This is a genomic window from Treponema socranskii subsp. buccale (genome assembly GCF_024181585.1).
In the GTDB taxonomy this organism is placed as follows: domain Bacteria; phylum Spirochaetota; class Spirochaetia; order Treponematales; family Treponemataceae; genus Treponema_D; species Treponema_D buccale.
In genome coordinates, this window is the sequence record NZ_CP054258.1 from 1,003,852 (window position 1) to 1,022,213 (window position 18,362).

The 18,362-nt window shown below is 50.3% G+C and carries 10 protein-coding genes; 5 read left to right on the forward strand and 5 right to left on the reverse strand.

The genetic code is table 11. The features are described 5' to 3' along the window. The first annotated feature begins 26 nt into the window (after positions 1–26). From bamA to mutS, 3 genes are read left to right on the forward strand one after another with little or no spacing between them, the layout of a single operon-like run. On the forward strand, positions 27–2,468 hold the full coding sequence (bamA, locus tag HRI97_RS04430; protein WP_253726882.1) for an outer membrane protein assembly factor BamA: 2,442 nt from the start codon (positions 27–29) through the stop codon (positions 2,466–2,468). Between the two features lie 30 nt (positions 2,469–2,498). Continuing rightward, entirely contained in the window at positions 2,499–3,029 is a 531-nt protein-coding gene (locus HRI97_RS04435) for an OmpH/Skp family outer membrane protein (RefSeq protein WP_180487638.1), read from the forward strand. A 4-nt stretch (positions 3,030–3,033) separates the two neighbouring features. Beyond that, the gene (mutS, locus tag HRI97_RS04440; protein WP_253726884.1) at positions 3,034–5,616 is read left to right on the forward strand and encodes a DNA mismatch repair protein MutS; all 2,583 of its coding nucleotides are present in this window, start codon (positions 3,034–3,036) and stop codon (positions 5,614–5,616) included. A gap of 77 nt (positions 5,617–5,693) precedes the next feature. On the opposite strand, the gene HRI97_RS04445 is transcribed toward mutS, so the two are convergent. Continuing rightward, positions 5,694–7,352 (reverse strand): leucine-rich repeat domain-containing protein, encoded by a 1,659-nt coding sequence (locus tag HRI97_RS04445; RefSeq protein WP_253726886.1) that lies wholly within the window; start codon positions 7,350–7,352, stop codon positions 5,694–5,696. A gap of 663 nt (positions 7,353–8,015) precedes the next feature. Next, positions 8,016–9,566, reverse strand: a complete 1,551-nt coding sequence (gene murD, locus HRI97_RS04450; RefSeq protein ID WP_253726888.1) for a UDP-N-acetylmuramoyl-L-alanine--D-glutamate ligase — start codon at positions 9,564–9,566, stop codon at positions 8,016–8,018. Positions 9,567–9,741: 175 nt separating this feature from the next. On the opposite strand from murD, the gene HRI97_RS04455 reads away from it, so the two are divergent. Both HRI97_RS04455 and HRI97_RS04460 read left to right on the forward strand, forming a co-directional pair. After that, on the forward strand, positions 9,742–11,499 hold the full coding sequence (locus HRI97_RS04455; protein WP_253726890.1) for an ABC transporter ATP-binding protein: 1,758 nt from the start codon (positions 9,742–9,744) through the stop codon (positions 11,497–11,499). A 12-nt stretch (positions 11,500–11,511) separates the two neighbouring features. Then, entirely contained in the window at positions 11,512–13,245 is a 1,734-nt protein-coding gene (locus HRI97_RS04460; RefSeq protein WP_253726892.1) for an ABC transporter ATP-binding protein, read from the forward strand. Between the two features lie 356 nt (positions 13,246–13,601). Here the strand turns inward: HRI97_RS04460 and murE are convergent, their stop codons facing one another. The 3 genes from murE to gnd all read right to left on the reverse strand — a co-directional run bounded on the left by murE (position 13,602) and on the right by gnd (position 18,308). Beyond that, positions 13,602–15,356, reverse strand: coding sequence for a UDP-N-acetylmuramyl-tripeptide synthetase (gene murE, locus HRI97_RS04465; RefSeq protein ID WP_253726894.1), 1,755 nt, complete (start codon positions 15,354–15,356; stop codon positions 13,602–13,604). Between the two features lie 91 nt (positions 15,357–15,447). Then, entirely contained in the window at positions 15,448–16,857 is a 1,410-nt protein-coding gene (locus HRI97_RS04470; protein ID WP_253726896.1) for a gluconokinase, read from the reverse strand. Next, positions 16,854–18,308: a decarboxylating NADP(+)-dependent phosphogluconate dehydrogenase gene (gene gnd / locus HRI97_RS04475; RefSeq protein ID WP_253726898.1), complete on the reverse strand. Its 1,455-nt coding sequence runs from the start codon at positions 18,306–18,308 to the stop codon at positions 16,854–16,856. The genes HRI97_RS04470 and gnd overlap by 4 nt, the downstream gene beginning before the upstream one ends. Between the last annotated feature and the right edge of the window lie 54 nt (positions 18,309–18,362).

Below are 18,362 nucleotides of genomic sequence, written 5' to 3' on the forward strand. Positions count from 1 at the left end.
GGCTCCAGCTTTCTGCAAAAGTTTTTATGGGAGATGATATGCGTTTTAACCGCAGGATGTATATTCGTTTCGTGCTTTCGCTTTTCATTGCACTCAGTGCATCCTTAGCCGTGTCCGCCGAAGAAAGTGAAGATGACGGCTGGTTTTGGGGTAAAACGATTTCCGAAATTTCATTTGAAGGATTAAAAAACGTCAAACGTTCCGAACTTACGGGTATTACGAACGCTTTTGTCGGACGGCCGTTTACCGAAGAAGTGTATACCGATTTGACCGACCGCCTTTACGCGCTCGATATGTTCGACGATATTACACCGTTTGCAAAACACGATCCGAAAACGGCGGATAAAATTCTGCTCGTCTTTCAGGTAAAAGAGCGCCCCGTCATCCAATCGATACGCTTTTCGGGTAACTCGAAAATCAGAAACGGAGAACTGCGCGATGCCGTCACGGTAAAGACCGGTGATATATTTGTCGAAAGCAAAGTGCTCCTCGATGAACGCGCGCTCCGCGACGTGTATTTGAAAAAAGGCTATACCGATGCGACGATTTCGCATACGACGGAAGAGCTTTCCGACGGAATCCGCATTACCTTTGTCATAAACGAAGGGGCAAGCACTGTAATCGCGGCGATACGTTTTTCCGGAAACGCTCTCGTTTCCGAGCGGACGCTCAAAAGCAAAATGACGCTCAAAGAAGCGGGTTTTATGAAAGGCGGCGCGTTTCAGCGTTCAGCGCTTGAGGCGGACAAACAGGCTGTCGTTTTATATTATCAGGACCGCGGTTATGCGGATGCCCGCGTGCTCGACGTCGTACAGGAATCGGTTTTTAACGAAAAAAAAGGCCGCAACGAATTGACGCTTACCTTTGTCGTACAGGAAGGACCGCAGTACACGTACGCCGGAACGACGATAAGCGGCAACGAAATATTTTCAAAAGAAACGCTTTTGTCGTATATCAAATTGAAACCGGGTGCCGTCTTCAATCAGACGAAGTATCAGGAAGGTTTGCAGGGTATTACGAGCCTCTATGCCGAAAACGGCTATATGACCAATCAATACGCGCCTGCAGTCAATAAAGACGTCGAGCGGCGCACTATTTCCGTTTCGCTTTCGATCGTCGAGCGGCCGAGAAGCCACATCGAAAATATTATCATCAAAGGCAATACCAAAACGAAGGATTACGTTATCAGACGGGAAATTCCGCTCGAGCCGGGCGACGTTTTTTCGCGCGATAAAGTCATGCAGGGTATACGAAACCTGTACAACCTCCAGTATTTTTCGAGCGTCGTGCCCGAGCCGATGCCCGGGAGTGAAAACAATCTCGTCGATTTGGTGTTTACCGTCGAAGAACAATCGACGACGACGCTCGAATTCGGCATGACGTTTTCGGGTGTTTCCGATCCCGACGATTTTCCGATATCGCTTTTTGCGCGCTGGCAGAATTCGAATTTGCGGGGCGAAGGACGATCGATTTCCACGGGCACGAATATTTCGAATACGGCGCAAACCGTCAACGCATCTTACGGCCAAAACTGGCTGTTCGATTTGCCGATCGGTATCAGCGAGTCGATTTCGTTTTCGCATTCCAAAGAATCTTCTCTGCGCCTGCAGGTGCTCAACGACGGAACGGTTTCGGACGACGAATATTATATGCAGTTTGAATCGTGGGGCGTTACGTTCAGCTCTTCGATCGGCCGCCGCTGGCTCCCCGATTTTGCAATTTTGCAGCTGAACGGCGGGCTTTCGACGCTGCTCAACAGCAACGTATACGATCAGGGAATTTATGTACCGCACGATTCGAGCATCAATCAAAATGCGAACCGGCTCGGTTTAACCAATTCCGTGTGGGGCAGCGTATCGCTCGACAATCGCAATATCAGCTACGATCCCTCGCGCGGCTGGTTCGTCAGCCAGCGCATCGGCTGGTACGGCCTTATCCCCGGTCTTGAAAAAGAGTTTTTCCTTAAAAGCGATACGAAACTCGAAGGTTATTTTACACTGTTCAATATTCCCATTACGAAAGCCTGGTCGCTGAAAGCGGTATTCGCCGCGTATACGGGACTTACGGCGATATTCCCCATTCCCGGTACGCTCCTCGGCGATTCGAACAAAGCCTATATCGACGGCATGTTCAACGGGCGCGGATGGACGAGCATCTATAACAAAGTGCGCGGCAAAGCGATGCTCAGCAATCGAGTCGAACTGCGCATCCCGATATTTCCGAATATCGTCGGCGTGGACGGCTTTTTCGATGCCGCCGCCGTTACGACGGACGTAAAAACGATGTTCAACAGTCTGTCGGTAAACGATTTTTATTTCAGCTTCGGCCCGGGCTTGCGCTTCCTTTTGCCGCAGTTCCCGCTGCACCTTTTGTACGCGTGGACGTTTAAACACAGCGATGCCAAAGGCTGGTATTTCAACGATCCGAACGGCGTGTTCGTGCTTTCGTTCAACATAACGAACCGTTGATATATTTTAATAATTTTGGAGAATAAAATGATGCATCGTTTACAAAAAATACTGATAGCGTCTTCACTCTGTACCGTTTTTTCCGCAGCATATCTTTCGGCACAGCAGATTACGAAATTCGGAGTGGTCGATACGGCGAAAGTGTATAACGCGTATTTCCGCAATTCTTCGGCGGTGCGCAATTACGAACGAAAAAAAGCCGAGTATCAGGAAGAAATCAATAAACGGACGGAAGAGATCCGCGCATTGCAACAGAAAAAGCTCTCCTACGAAGATTCGGGCGACGAATCGAACGCGGTGCGCATCGAAAGCCAAATTACGCAAAAGACGGAATACCTCCGCGAATACACGAATGCGAAAAATATCGAACTTGCGACGATGCAGAAATCGCTGCAGGATTCCGATTCGTTTTATCGCAAGCTTTACGGCGTGCTTGCCAAAATCGCGGAAGCCGGCGGTTACAGCATGATTTTAAGTCTGCAGCAAAATAATGCAATTTTATGGTACAGCCCTTCGGTCGATGTTACCGACCAAGTGATTTCGGAACTCGGAAAAAATTAGCGGCATGAAGACGGAAAACTCGCCGACGCCGCTCATGGCGCAATATGCTTCCATAAAATCGAAGTATAAAAACGAAGTGCTGTTTTTCCGGCTCGGCGATTTTTACGAAATGTTCAACAAGGATGCGATAGAAGTATCGCGTCTTTTGAATCTGACGCTGACGCACAGAGGAGACGCTCCGATGTGCGGCATCCCGTATCACGCGGCGAAAGTGTATATCGCCCGCCTTTTGCGGCTCGGAAAAAAAATCGTCATCTGCGAACAGGTCGGGGAAGTTGCGCACGGCAAAGGCTTGACCGAACGCAAAGTCGTCGAAATCATCACGCCGGGAACGGCGGTCGAAGCGGAATATCTCGACGGAAGCGTCGCGAACTATGCGGCCGCCCTCTCCGTGTCTCACGGCAAAGCGGGATTCGCGTTTATCGACGTGACGACTTCTTCGTTCAGCGCGACCTCTTGGCCGGCGTCACAGATGGCGGAGCATTTTCCGAAAGAGCTTTCTCGCTCGTCTCCGCGCGAACTGCTTTTGCCCGAATCGCTGAAATCGTCTTCCGTCGTCCGGGAAGCTCTTTCCGCGTTTCCTTCTCTCTCACTCTCGTATTATCCCGATTGGCATTTCAACGCGAATACGGCGTATAAAAAATTGACGGCGCAATTTAAAACGGCGAACCTCGCGCCATTCGGACTGAACGAAGATTCTGCCGAAGTCGCGCCTGCGGGTTTTTTGCTCGACTACCTTGAAAAGACGACGAACACCGCCGTTCCGCACGTGGACGGCATACGCGTGTACCGGGACAGCGAATACGTCGTCATCGATGACTCTTCTATGCGCAATCTCGAAGTTACGGCGAATCTCCGCGACGGAAGCGCACAGTACAGTCTGCTCGAATGCGTCAACTATACGAAAACCGCGATGGGAAACCGTATGCTCCGATCGTGGCTTTTGTATCCGCTTACCGATCTGAAAAAAATTTCCGCACGGCAGGAGCACGTATCCCTTTTTACGGACGACAGAAAACTACTCGGCGATATACGGAACCGTCTCGAGCCCATACTCGACATCGAGCGGCTTGCCGGCCGCATCGCGATGGACAGAGCGCATCCGAAAGATTTGCAGGCTCTTCGCGCAAGTCTTGAGGGATGGCGGGATGCGCGCGCGATACTCCAAGAGCGGGATTTTTCGCTCATCGATTTTTCAAGTGCGGAGCGCATCATCGAAATTATTAAAAATGCGATAAACGACGATCCTCCGACGACTCTTACTGAAGGGAAGATCATAAAAAGCGCTTGGTCGGAAGAACTCGATCACTGGAGAAGCGTTCACGACAATTTCGACAAAATACTTTCCCGCTACGAAGAAGAAGAGCGGCGGAACACGGGGATCGCCAATCTGAAAATAAAATATACGAATGCGTTCGGCTATTTTATCGAAGTGAGCAAGGGAAAGCTTTCGGCGGTTCCGCCTCACTTTATCATGCGCCGTGCGCTCGTAAACGGCGACCGCTATACGACCGAAAAGCTGCAGGAGCTCGAACACGAGCTTACCGAATCCGATACGAAAGTGCTCGAGCTCGAACGCGATCTTTTTATTAAAATCAGAAACTCTCTGCACGAATACGTACCGTATCTCATGCAGCTTGCAGGCGAAATCGCCTATACCGATGCGTCATCCTCTTTTGCGCACGCCGCCGTTTTGCACGCTTGGACGAAGCCTGAAATCAACGACGGATGCGCGTTCGAAGTGGAGCAGGGCAGGCATCCCGTCGTTGAAGCGCACATGGGGGCGGGCGAGTTCGTACCGAACGATTTGACGATCGGAGATGACGGTTCGCCTTCGTTTGCGCTTATCACGGGACCGAACATGGCCGGTAAGTCTACATTTCTCAGGCAAAACGCGCTCATCGCGCTGCTCGCGCAGACGGGCTCCTTTGTGCCGGCAAAAAAGGCGAAGCTCGGCATCGTCGACAGAATTTTTTGCCGCGTCGGTGCGACGGACAACCTCGCACGCGGAGAATCGACCTTTCTCGTGGAGATGACTGAAACCGCGAATATCCTCCGTTCGGCGACGAAAAAATCGCTTGTCATTATGGACGAAGTCGGGCGCGGCACTTCTACGGAAGACGGGCTTTCGATCGCTCAGGCGGTGTCGGAATATCTGCTCGACAGTATCGGATGCAAAACGCTCTTTGCGACGCACTACCACGAGCTTACCCGCATGGAACATCCGTCGCTCGAAATGCTCTGTATGGACGTGTCGGAAGAAAACGGGACGGTTGTGTTTTTGCGGAAAGTAAAAGAGGGCGCTGCCGAAAACTCGTACGGCATCCACGTCGCGCGCTTGGCGGGCGTTCCGCAGTCGGTGATCGACCGCGCGAGCGTCATCCTCGCGCATATCCAAAATCTTGCGGCGAACAAACCCGTACTCGATTCCGTTCCCGATGTTCACACCCCTTCCGATGCGCCCGGTCTTTTCAGCGACGAAGAGATCGTAATCGACGAAATACTTTCAGCCGACACCGACAATATGACCCCTCTTGCCGCACTGCAGTCCGTCGCCCGCTGGAAAAAATCGCTTTCGGGAAGATAAAGAAAACGATTTTTTCCTTTTCCGGTGCGGGGACGGGGCGATGACGTTTTCGGCGCTCTGACTTTTCTACCCCTTTTTTAGTATATTTCGTCTATTTTTCCGGCATTAACGCCTGCTGCTATAAGTTTATCCTTTACGGTTGTCATGTATTTGACCTTAAACTGCGCACTATCGCAGGATGAAAAAGCGTCGTGTCCGATTGCGGTAATGGCGGTACATCTATAAAAATCGAACACACTTACTCCGGAGCAGCTTGAAAAGGCATTGTGTCCGATTATACTGAGATTTTCGGGCATAGTTACGTACGTCAAATTTTGGCAGCTATTAAAAGCATTGACTCCGATTTCGGAAAGCGCGGTACATCCGACCAAAACCGCCTGTGTCAAATTTGTACAAGAGAAAAAGGCTTCTTTTTCTATTACCGTAAGATTTTTAGGAAATTTAACCTCTTCTAATTTGCTGCACATTGAAAAAGTTCTTTCACTGATTTTGGTAAGAGCGGTACACGTAGAAAGGTCTACCTGTTTCAAATTGCTGCAATTCTGAAAGGCTCGTATTCCGATTGCAGTAAGATTTTCAGGAAAGTTTACCTGTTGCAAAGAGCTGCAGCCTTCAAAAGCGCTTTTACCGATAGAGATAAGATTTTCAGAAAAGTTTACCTGTTGTAAAGAGCTGCAGTTTCCAAAAGCGCTTTCACCGATTGAGATAAGACTTGCGGGCAGACTCACCTGAGTCAAGTACGACCACACGAAAGTAAATGCATCTATTTCGGTGCATCCGTCGGGAATAATGATTTTGCCTTTCGGTTTGCTTCCGGTGACGCCTGTGATCTTAGTACCGCTCCACTTGAATTTCGTATAGTTTGTTACGGCGTAGACGGTCGTATCTTGTGCAAAGCGGTCATTGTCGGTTAAGAGGTGCCCGTTTTCATCGTCGAGATGCCACTCATGAATACCGTAATCACCCGTATCCCAAGAAAATTGAAAAACCGCCTTTTTTGCGGCTTCAGTCTTTATATCTTTCCATGTTTTGCCTTTACCCGCTTCGATAAAATTATCGGATTTATTTTTTATGCGTTCGTCGCCCTTTATTGTAAGACGGGGCGCTCGGAATTTTGCAGTATAAACGGCATCGGATGAAGGAAAGGATGCGGGTACAGCAGGTTCCCATTTTTCAAAAATCATATCCTCTTGAGTCGGATTTTTAATACTGAACGACGCGCCGAACCTGCCTTTCAGTTTGGTTCCTTCTTCAAGAGGCGTTTCCGTAGTTCCGCCTTTAAGATCGAATGTGAGTGTGATTTCTTTTCTGTCGTATTCGATTTTTACTACGACAGATCCGTCGTTTTTTATTGTTTGTTGCGTAAAGGGTTTTTCCGTAAAACCTTCATACGTTTTTGCCTGTGCTTTTGTTTGTTCTCCGATAATTCCGTATAGAGACTCCGTGTCTTTCAGCTCATAGCCGTCAGCGCTAAGATTTTGCTGAAAATGCTGCACCTTATACAAAGCTTTTGCCTTTTCTTTTGAGGAGACAAAAACAGTTGTGTTGATTTGAAAACGGTAACCGTCGCTAAGTCTGTCCCCCCATATATCGTCAAGTCGCCATGCGTCGAATTCGTATCCGTCTTTATAGTTTACACGGATCTTATTCTTTATCTCGCTCCATTGTGTACCCCTGTCAACGTATAGAAATTTCGGATCGACACTTTCTACATGACTGTCTCTTTGTACAGCCACTATTATTGTTCGTGTCTGTTCCTCCGCTGACGGATTCGGACATCCGGTAAAAATCCCGATCGATGCTGCCGATACGGCAACTATCGCCATCCGTAAAAGAACATTTGTTTTCGACTTTCGTAGGTTCATTACAGTCCTCCAAGTAAATTTATCTGTGCGAATTGATTCGTCTCAATTTGTAAGACATCCGATTATTTTTTTATGTATAGTACCGGTCATAAAAAACGGGCGGGTATATAAAAAAACGCACGGAAAGCGGCATCCTTTCGTGCGTTTTCTAAGAGAGATAGATTGCATATTGCCGCCGTTTTGTTCGGAGACGACAGTTAAAAAAATGAGCTTACGGGCGGAGGACGCTTTTAGCGCGAGTTGCGAGTTGCGAGTTGCGAGTTGCGAGTTGCGAGTTGCGAGTTGCGAGTTGCGAGTTGCGAGTTGCGAGTTGCGAGTTGCGAGTTGCGAGTAATTATGGGAGTGCGTTTGAGCGTGTCAAGTACTTGACCGGCCTTTTGTGAATATTTTTTTGAAAAACACTGATTAACTGCAGTATGGACTCGCGATATCATACGATAATATTATACATCATTTTTGAGAAAAGACAAGGTTTAATTTGTTGCAATCGCCGCTTTGTACTTCGCGGCATGAGTTCCGCGCTTAGGCTCGGACTTACGGAAATATGCGTTTTACTTCTTCCATAAATTTCGAACCGCGTTCGAATTCGTTCGTAAACATACCGAACGATGTCGCGCCGGGAGAAAAGAGGACGACTTCGTTTCCGCCCCGCTCGTCGTCGGCGCATTCGTTCGCTTTGAGTGCAGCGAGCAGTTCGCCGAGAGAATCGTAGGGACCGTAAAACGGGATAACGTCGGCACGGAGCAATTCCGTCAATTTATCGGTTGCCGTTCCCGAAAGCAAGTACAGCGCTTTTACCCGTTTTCGCGCATCGTGCGAAAGCGCTTCGGAAAGCGAGTTTTGAGAAAGACCTTTGTCGGTTCCGCCTGCGATCAAAATCACCGGCACTTTAAACGACCTGACGGCGGCGACGGCGGCTTCGGGAACGGTCGCACACGAGTCGTTGTAAAAGTGAAATCTCATGCGGTTTCGATTCCATACGTGGAAGTACTGCAAGCGGTGCGGTATGCCTTTCCATCGGCTTAAAATATTTGAAATATTTTCAGCTCTGATTCCCGAAAGCGCCATGACGAGCGCCGCATTCAAAACGTTCGCTCTCATGTGGAGTCCCGGAACGGATATCGAGCGGAGGAGGATTACAGGCATATCGTTTCCCGGAAGGCGCGCCTTTCCCAAAAATTTTCCGTCCGCATCCGCCTCCTGCCAAACGCCGTATACGCCAGAAGGAAGGGCTTTCGTACTGTAGCGGAAGACCGTCGCTTTCGATTCGCGTGCAAAAAAATCGCCCCACGAAAGACCCGCTTCGGGTTCGGGCGTTTCTTTATCGTCGGGATCCGCATCGAAAATGGAACAGCTGTCTTTTCCCTGATCGGCGTAGATGAGACGCTTATCGGCGACGTAGGATGCCATGTCGCCGTACCAGTTTTGATGGTCGGGTACGATCTTCGTGATGAGTGAAATGCGCGGTTTTAATAATTTTCTTCCGCGCAGATCCGCGAGCTGCCAGCTCGAAAGTTCGAGTACGACAGGCGTCGTTTGATTCGTCTTTTCCAAAAACGAAAGCGGGCTCACGGTGATGTTTCCGCCGAGGAAGGCCATGAGACCCGCCTGCGAAAGACCGAAATAGATCGCACTTGCAGTCGAAGATTTTCCTTTGCTGCCCGTCACCGCGATAATCGGCGCTTTCGTAAACGCGAGGAAGACGCTCATATCGGTTTCGATCGCTTTTGCACAGGCGAGATAGGCATTGCCTTCATATTTTATTCCGGGATTTTTAATAATGCAGTCCGCAAAGCGGAAATCGTCGATCTTGTGTTCACCGAGCCGATAGGTAAGCCGTGTCCGATTGAGCGAGGGGTCGTTGTTGAGCGAATCGACGGTCGGTTTCAATTCGCGGGCGGTTTTCATATCGGTCGCAACGACGTATGCTCCGTACTTCAAAAAAAATCTGACGGCCGCTTCACCGCCGCCGTTTAAACCGAGTCCCATGACGGTGATGTGTTTGTTTTTTATATCGGCGAGGGATGAAAACACGCAGCCTTCGGGATATACGTGAGGAGCGCTTTCTGTATTTTTAAAATTCATAATCGATAAAGAGTAACAGAAAAACGCATAAAGTGCAAATACGCCGTCCGTCTTGTCCGTCTTGCAGATTCCGATGCGATGCGCTATAATTTTTTTTGTTAGCCTAAGCTAATTAAAACGGCATTGCCGCGCGCGTACCGGCAGAAGACCGATACGCAAAGGAAAGGTATAATCGATGAAAGACAAAAAACGTTCCGCAGTTTCTTGGATCGCAGAATTTGCGGAAGATCGGAAAACGTACTATGCGTTGAGCGTGCTTACGGCGGTACTCGGTGTTTTATGCGGTATCGCTCCGTATTTTTTTATCGCCGATATCATAAAAAAGCTTTTGGCGGGCACACGCGTTTTCGGCGTGTTCGCCGCGGATCTTATTTTAATAATGTTGTTTTGGGCACTGCGCGTCGTTCTGCACGCCGTATCGACTTCTCTTTCTCATAAAGCGACATTCCGCGTGCTCGCCGAAATCAGAACGCGTTGCTGCGATAAACTTGCTCGATTGCCGCTCGGCAGCGTACTCGATATCCCGTCGGGTTCTCTCAAAAACACGCTCGTCGAAAGAATCGACAGCATCGAAACGACGCTTGCGCATGTCGTGCCCGAGTTTACGGGAAACCTCTTTGCGCCGTTGTGTGTGCTCGTTTATATTTTCTTTATCGATTGGCGCATGGCGCTCGTGTCGCTCATCTCGCTCCCGATCGGTATTATCTTCGCTTCGTGCATGTGGATAGGCTATGAAGCCTCATGGAAGCGGGTTATCGATAAGACGAAAGCGCTCAACGATACCGCTGTCGAATACATCAACGGCATCGAAGTTATCAAAGTGTTCGGCAAAGTGAAAAGTTCATACGACCGCTTTGTCGTTGCGGCGAAAGAGGGCGCGGCCTGTTTTATCGATTGGATGAGGAGAGCCAATATATTTTTCACGCTGACGATGGTGATCACGCCCGCGACGCTTTTATTTATTCTGCCCGCAGGAGGATTTTTTGTTAAAAACGGATCACTTGCCGCGAGCGATTTTATTCAAATAATCATTTTGAGCATCGGACTGATAACGCCGCTCATCACCGCAATGTCGTATACCGACGATATGGCAAAAGTGAGCGTCGTTATCGGTGAAGTTTCGGATATTCTCGAACGGAAAGAACTGGCGCGTCCGGACAAAATAACGGAAGAGCCTCGGGGAAATGCGATCCGTCTCGACGGCGTTCGCTTCGCATACCGCGAAAAAGAAGTGCTGCACGGTATTTCCCTCGAAATTCCCGACGGTTCGGTGTGCGCTTTGGTCGGGCCTTCGGGAAGCGGTAAATCGACGATCGCAAAGCTCATCGCGTCTTTGTGGGACGTCGATGAAGGAGGCATCTCTTTAGGCGGCGTCGATATCCGGAAGATTCCGCTCGAAGCGTACAACAGACGTATCGCTTTCGTATCGCAGGACAATTATCTTTTCAATGAAAGCGTGCGCGAAAATATCCGCATGGGAAAAGAGGGCGCGAGCGATAAAGAAGTCGAAGAAGCTGCGAAAAAAAGCGGCTGCCATGAATTCATCGAAAGCCTCGAACACGGCTACGATACGATCGTCGGAGATTCCGGCGGTCACCTTTCAGGCGGCGAGCGGCAGCGCATCGCGATCGCGCGCGCCATGCTTAAAGACGCGCCCGTCGTCATCCTCGACGAAGCGACGTCGTACACCGACCCCGAAAACGAAGCGGTCATCCAGTCGTCGGTTGCAAAGCTTGTAAAAGGAAAAACGCTGCTCGTCATCGCGCACCGCCTTTCGACGATCAAAGACTCGGACAAAATCTTCGTCATCAAAGACGGAACACTCGACGACGAAGGGACGCACCGCGAACTTCTTTCGCGCGGCGGTTTGTATGCGAAGATGTGGGAAGCGCACATATCGGTCAAAGACGGCTTGAGCGCGGTAAAAGGCTAGGAGATACGACAGATGTTTAAAATATTATTTAAGTTTTTTGATTTTGCGGGCGGTATCAATAAAAAGAAATTCCATATATCGATCGCGCTCGGCGTCGTCATGGCGATGTGCGACGCGATGAAAATTCCCGCAATTGCCGTTATGATTTCGGCGATAATTTCGGGCGAGATTACCGTTCGGACGATTTTTACCTGTACCGCCATCATGCTCGGCAGTATGGTTGTCAATTTTTTCGTGCGCTATACGTCGACGATGCTGCAAACGGAAGCGGGCTATACAGCATGTGCGGACAAGCGCATCGAAATCGCCGAGCACTTGCGCTATCTTCCGATGGGCTATTTTAACAATAACAGTCTCGGCTCCATCACGTCCGTAACGACGAATACGATGGAAAGTCTCGGAGATATTGCCTCTCGTGTGGTGATGATGACGACTCAGGGTATTTTAAATACGGTGCTTGTCGCGGCGATGATTCTGTTTTACGATTGGAGAATCGGCATCGTCGTCGTTTTGGGGCTTGCGCTTTATTCCGTCGTAAACTCGATGATGCAGCGCCGGGCGGCGATGCTTGCTCCGCAAAAGATGAGAGCCGATACCGCCCTTGTCGAAGGCATCCTCGAATATATTCAAGGTATTGCGGAAGTAAAAGCGTACAATCTCACCGGAACGACCGCGAAAAAACTCGTCAAAGCGATCGACGGCAACGCCGATATCAACATTCGGATGGAGAAGCAATTTATCGGCTACATGACCGTGCAGAATTTTATCACCAAAGCGCTCGGCGTTGCGATGAGCGCGCTTTCGATCGCATTGTATATCGCGGGCTCTATGGATCTGCTCGTCGCGATTGTCATGATCATAAGCTCGTTTATGATCTACGCACATCTCGATTCGGCGGGAAATTATTCCGCACTGCTTCGCATCATCGACGCGAGTATCGATAAAGCGAAAGCCATCCTCGATTTGCAGCCGATGGATACGAGCGGGGAAGACATTGCGCCGAAAAAATGCGATATCGACGTTGAAGATATCGGCTTTTCATACGATACGCGGAAGATCATCGACGGCGTGTCGCTGCATATCCCCGAAAAAACGACGACGGCTTTTGTCGGACCTTCGGGCGGCGGAAAGACGACGCTGTGCAGCCTTATTTCGCGCTTTTGGGACGTGCAGGAAGGGCGCGTGCTTTTGGGCGGCAAAGACGTAAAAGCGTACAGCATGGACAGCCTTATGAAAAATTTCAGTTTCGTGTTTCAAAACGTCTACCTCTTTCACGATACGATCGCGAACAATATACGTTTCGGGCAGAGCGACGCGCCCATGTCGAAAGTTATCGCCGCGGCAAAAAAAGCGTGCTGCCACGAATTTATCTCAGCCCTCCCGGACGGCTACGATACGGTCATCGGCGAGGGAGGGGCGAGCCTTTCGGGCGGAGAAAAACAGCGTATTTCCATTGCGCGTGCGATTATGAAAGACGCTCCGATAATCGTACTCGACGAAGCGACTGCGAACGTCGATCCCGAAAACGAAAAAGAGCTTATGGAAGCGATAGACGCGCTGACGAAAAAGAAGACGATTTTGATGATAGCGCATCGATTAAAAACGGTGCGCGATGCGGATCAGATCGTCGTAGTCGATCAGGGCAAAATCGCAGAGCAGGGAACTCACGCATCGCTTATGAGAAAAAACGGCATATACCGCCGCTTCGTCGATGCGCGAAAGCTCGCCGTCAGCTGGAAGATTTAATAAGGGCGAGTTTGGAAAGTAAATACAATTATGCATACGGCGAGGTTCCGACCGTATACCGAAACATCTTGACGTGTGTACGATGCGGCGTAGCAGCGGAAGACACGCGTGCGACTTTGTGCGTTCAGCTTGCGGAAGCGACGTTCGGCTTCGCCTCACTGACGAGTTTGCGACGCAAACTCGCGGTATCCATGTACGGAACCGGTTGTGCTTTTTAAACGGGGTACCCGCTGTGAGAGCCGCGTTCGCATAGGTCTATAAAGATTGTACGTCGATCATCCTCGCCGTAGACACGACGCGATTAGCTGATACTTTCCAAACTCGGCATTCGACCTGATAAACGCGGAGCGCACGGTTTATGCGTAGCCCAGTTCGGACAGGGCGGCGAGCGCTTCGCGTATTTCATCGTAGGCTACGGTTTTGTCCTTGTAGATGATCGAATTTTCATGCGACTTTCCGAGGAGCAGCACGATGTCTCCGCTTGCCGCCATTTTAAAAGTTTCGCGGATCGCTTTCGGCCGCTCGTGGATGATAAAGAGATCGACGCCTTTTTTTTTGCCGCGCTTTTCGGCGCCTTTTGCGATCATTTCGAGCAGCGCTACGGGATCTTCTCCCCGTGGATCTTCATCGGCGAGCACGATGACGTCGCAGAACTTTGCGGCGATTTCTCCCTGCAGCGGCCGCTTCGTCAAATCGCGCTCTCCTCCCGAACCGAAGAGGGCGAAAAGCCTTCCCGTACATCTTTTTCGAATCGGAGGAAATATCGTTTCAAACGACGAAGGCGTGTGCGCGTAGTCGACGATGACTTCAAAGGGCTGCCCCCTGTCGATGACCGTCATGCGCCCTTTGACGGGAGTGAGTGACGGAAAGTGATGCGCGACTTCTTCAAAGGTTTTTTGCGTAACGCTGCTCACCGCGATGAGGGACGCCATGAGGTTGTATGCGTTGAACGCGCCGGGAAGCGGAGCCGTAACGTGGATGACGGCTCTCTTTCTCGGAAAGGCGGGATCGTCGTTCGCTCGGAAAACGGCGTCTTCTCCGTCCGCGTCGATCGTAAACGAAATGCCGAATCTCGCCGCTGCGATATTCCGAGCCGTCATGCAGCGAACTCCTTCGGGTACGGGCGGAAGAGCGACCGCGTCGGCTCCCGTTTCCGCTGCGGCTTTTCCCGCCTGGCCTTCGGTCGTAAACGCATAGACGGGATGCTTTGTCGAATTGATGCAATAGACTGCCGACGGATCTTCGGCGTTGACGACGCCGATGGAAGGAATTTTCATCGGAGTGCCGGCGATCGTTTTTACGTGGTCGCACTTGTCGAGCGCGCGGAAAAGATTCGCTTTATCGCTTCGGTACTGCTCGAAGGTTTTGTGAAATTCGAGGTGTTCGAGCGTGACGTTCATAAAAACCGCGCAGTCGAATTGGACATTGCCGAGTCTGTTTGTCAGGACGGAAAGCCCGTGCGAAGAGGCTTCGACGACCGCATACGTACAGCCGTTTTCGAGCATTGCGTTGAGACGGTTTTGGATAATCGGTGCTTCCGGCGTCGTCTGATGTTCGGGGTTGGGGAGGGCATCCCCTCCGAGCGAATATTCGACTGTCGAAATAAAGCCCGCTTTTTCTCCGCACAGGCGCAAGAGCTGCCAGATAAACGAAACCGTGCTGCTTTTCCCTTCCGTACCCGTCACTCCTATGACGATGAGGCGCTTCGACGGGGAGTCGTAAAAAGCGTCGGAAACGGGCGCCATGGCAAAACGCGCGTCGCTCACGCGCAAAAAGGCCGGAAGATATCGTTTCGTTTTACCGACGGCGCTTTCGATCGCACGGCGCGCGATGACGTTTGCACACTCCCGCCGAACTTCGTACGGAATATCTCCCTGATAGACGACTGCGTTCGCGCCCGCTTCAAGCGCTTGGGATATAAAATCGTTTCCATTGCGGTGTATTCCGGGAAGCGCAAAAAAAAGCGAACCCTCTTTTACATCGCGCGAATCGAATGCGAGATTCGTGATCGGAATATTCATGATATCGACTGTTTCGACGGGGCTGATCCCGTCGGCTGCAAGCGCTTTGTGCGCAAAAGAAAGCAGCAACTGTGACAAGAGTTTTTCCATGATACAGCGATTGTAGCGATAAATATGCGCTTTTTCAACATATCGCATATTTATGTCGCATATTTAAAAAACCGCATCGTGTTTTCCGTGTTTAATAATTCCGATAGCACTCCCTGTATGCGCGATATTTTTTTCGATATATATCGGTCAATGCAGGATCGGGTTTTACGACGTGCCGGACTTGCGGTTGAAAGGACAGGGGTGAATCGATTTTTCCGAGCAGATACAAACCGATTACGGCGCAGCCCATAACGGAGCTCTGTTCCGATTCGTCGATCGTCATCGGCATGCCGAAAAGCGATGCGCATATTTGCATCCAAAATTCGGAACGTAGAATCCCACCGGATAATTTTATTGATTTCGGATAGCCCGCCGTATCGGCGAGTATTTCATAACAGTGATAGACGCTGAACAATACGCCTTCCAATACGGATTGATACAGGTTATAGACACTGTGTTCCGGTTTGACGGACAAAAATCCGCCGTGTCGTTTTTCATTCCAGCCGGGGCATCGTTCGCCGAATAAAAACGGTAAAAATACGGGGGTATCGTTTGTATGCGACAATTCTTTTTCGATATCGGTATAGTGCGCATCGTTCGGAAAAAAGGTTTTTTTGCACCAGTCTTGGCAATTGCATGCGCCGCTCACCGCAGCTCCGAGCAAGTGAGACGAAAGCGTAAAATAGCTCCACAAACTGGGCGTTTCGGGAAGGAGCGGCCCTTCTGTCGTCATGCGGATGGCCGCGCTCGTGCCGACGGAAAAAGTCATAATGCCTTCTTTCAGCGCTCCCGCGCCGATTTGATTGAGCGCTCCGTCGGGGTATGCGGGGACTACGGGCGTTCCTTCTTTTTGTCCGAAAAGCAGCGCGCCTTCTTTTGAAAGCGGAAACGTTTTTTCCGTGCCGACGATTTTCGGCAAAACCGACTCATCGATATCGAGTGAAGAGAGCAGTTCGGCATCGTATGTGCGCGAATCGATATTGACCAGTCCCGTTCCCGACGCCATGGCAAGCGTCGTAACCCATGCGCCTGTTAGACGGTATGTATTGTATTCGCCCTGTCCGCCGATTTTCACATGCGATAAAAGCGTTCCGTTTTCCTTTTTGTGCATGAGCTTAAAATACGGATACGTAGAATTGACAAGGCAGCCGGTTTTTCGGTAATACGTTTTTTCAAATCCGTTTTCGCGAAGTCTTTTGCACAGTTCGCCCGCACCCGTATACGACCATAATTCGACGGGGGATAAAAGAGCGCCGTCCTTGTCGGTGAGCGCTAGGCTGTGCCACGTCGTGCTTTGCAGAATGATATCGACCTGTATGCCGTCTGCGATTTCTTTTGCCGCCTGCGCGGTTTTTAAAAATACCGCTTCTCCGTCATGCGTCCCGTTTGAGTCATGGGCAAAGCCGTACGGCTTCGTTGTGATGCGCCACGTATCGCTTTCTGCATCGTAGAGCATCGCTTTTGCGGATGTCGTACTCGATTCGAGGATGAGCAGTTTCATACGGAATACGTCGTCGATGCCGTACTTCCGCCGTGTCCCGTCCAATCCGTGTGAAAGAAATTACCGCGCTCTTTATCCGTGCGCTCATAGGTGTGAGCACCGAAATAATCGCGCTGCGCCTGCAGCAGATTTGCCGGCAGCTTATTGCAGCGGATGCCGTCGAACCACGAAAGAGCGGCTGAAAGGGAAGGAACGGGGATGCCGTTCATTGCCGCAAGCGCAACCGTCTTTCTCAATGCGTCGTGCGAATCGTTTAAGATTGTGCTGAAATACGGATCCATGATGAGGTTTTGCAGATTGCCGTTTCGGGCGTAGGCATTTTTGATTTTATCCAAAAACACCGAACGAATAATGCAGCCGCCCCGCCACAGCATTGCGATATTTCCGAGGTTTAAATTCCATGTGCGGTGTAATCCCGTTTTTCGGATGAGCTCGAAGCCCTGTGCGTATGAAATTATCTTTGCCGCATACAATGCATCGTGCAGCGATGTAATCATATCGCTTTTTTCTTCCGCAGTCGGCGTGTGAAGTTTTTGTGACGGGAACAGTTTTTCGCACTGTATGCGCTCGTCTTTTTCCGCGCTCAGGCAGCGGGCGAACACCGATTCGGTTATGAGCGTGAGCGGTACGCTTTCGTTGAGGGCGGTAATGCCCGTCCACTTACCGGTACCTTTTTGTCCCGCCGCATCGAGAATATTGTCGACGAGGAAGCTTGAATCTTTGTCTTTGTATGCCAAAAGCTTTCCCGTAATCTCTATCAAATACGAGCCGAGGTCTCCCTTGTTCCAACCGGTAAAAACTTCGCTTATTTCGGAAGCGTCCATGCCGCCGTATTTCCGCATGATGTCGTACACTTCGGAAATGAGCTGCATGTCGCCGTATTCGATGCCGTTGTGCACCATCTTAACAAAATGTCCCGCTCCTCCTTTGCCGATCCAATCGCAGCACGGCTCGCCGTCTTCGGCTTTTGCCGCAATGCTTTGAAAAAGCGCTTTTACTTCGGGCCATGCCGCTTCGTTTCCGCCCGGCATAATGGACGGTCCGTTGAGAGCACCTTCTTCACCGCCCGAAACGCCCGTACCGATATAAAGCAGCCCCTTCGCCTCCGCTTCTTTTTCGCGGCGTTCGGTATCTTCGAAGTATGAGTTTCCCGCATCGATGATGATATCGCCTTTTTCCATAAGGGGAATGAGCGAGCGGATCATTGCGTCGACGGGTTCTCCCGCTTTTATCATCATGAGGACTTTTCGCGGTCTTTCAAGGGATGCGATAAAATCTTCCAAGCTGTGCGCAGGGATGATGCGTTTTCCTTTTGCCCTGCCGCTTGCAAAAGCGTCGACCCGTTCGGGAGTTCTGTTAAAGACGGCGACGGTAAAACCGTTGCGTTCCATATTCAATACGAGATTTTCACCCATTACGGCAAGACCGATGACACCGATAGATGCTTTCATACTTTCCTCCGTGTTATTGCACTGCGCATTTTATTAAGACTCTTTAATTCCGAG

What these genes read in the sequence shown, in the direction of transcription:
- murD (WP_253726888.1), bottom strand. Translation starts at nt 9,566, where the DNA reads ATGAATTTTAAAAATACAGAAAGCGCTCCTCACGTATATCCCGAAGGC.
- bamA (WP_253726882.1), top strand. Translation starts at nt 27, where the DNA reads ATGGGAGATGATATGCGTTTTAACCGCAGGATGTATATTCGTTTCGTG.
- gnd (WP_253726898.1), bottom strand. Translation starts at nt 18,308, where the DNA reads ATGAAAGCATCTATCGGTGTCATCGGTCTTGCCGTAATGGGTGAAAAT.
- HRI97_RS04470 (WP_253726896.1), bottom strand. Translation starts at nt 16,857, where the DNA reads ATGAAACTGCTCATCCTCGAATCGAGTACGACATCCGCAAAAGCGATG.
- HRI97_RS04460 (WP_253726892.1), top strand. Translation starts at nt 11,512, where the DNA reads ATGTTTAAAATATTATTTAAGTTTTTTGATTTTGCGGGCGGTATCAAT.
- HRI97_RS04435 (WP_180487638.1), top strand. Translation starts at nt 2,499, where the DNA reads ATGCATCGTTTACAAAAAATACTGATAGCGTCTTCACTCTGTACCGTT.
- HRI97_RS04455 (WP_253726890.1), top strand. Translation starts at nt 9,742, where the DNA reads ATGAAAGACAAAAAACGTTCCGCAGTTTCTTGGATCGCAGAATTTGCG.
- murE (WP_253726894.1), bottom strand. Translation starts at nt 15,356, where the DNA reads ATGGAAAAACTCTTGTCACAGTTGCTGCTTTCTTTTGCGCACAAAGCG.
- mutS (WP_253726884.1), top strand. Translation starts at nt 3,034, where the DNA reads ATGAAGACGGAAAACTCGCCGACGCCGCTCATGGCGCAATATGCTTCC.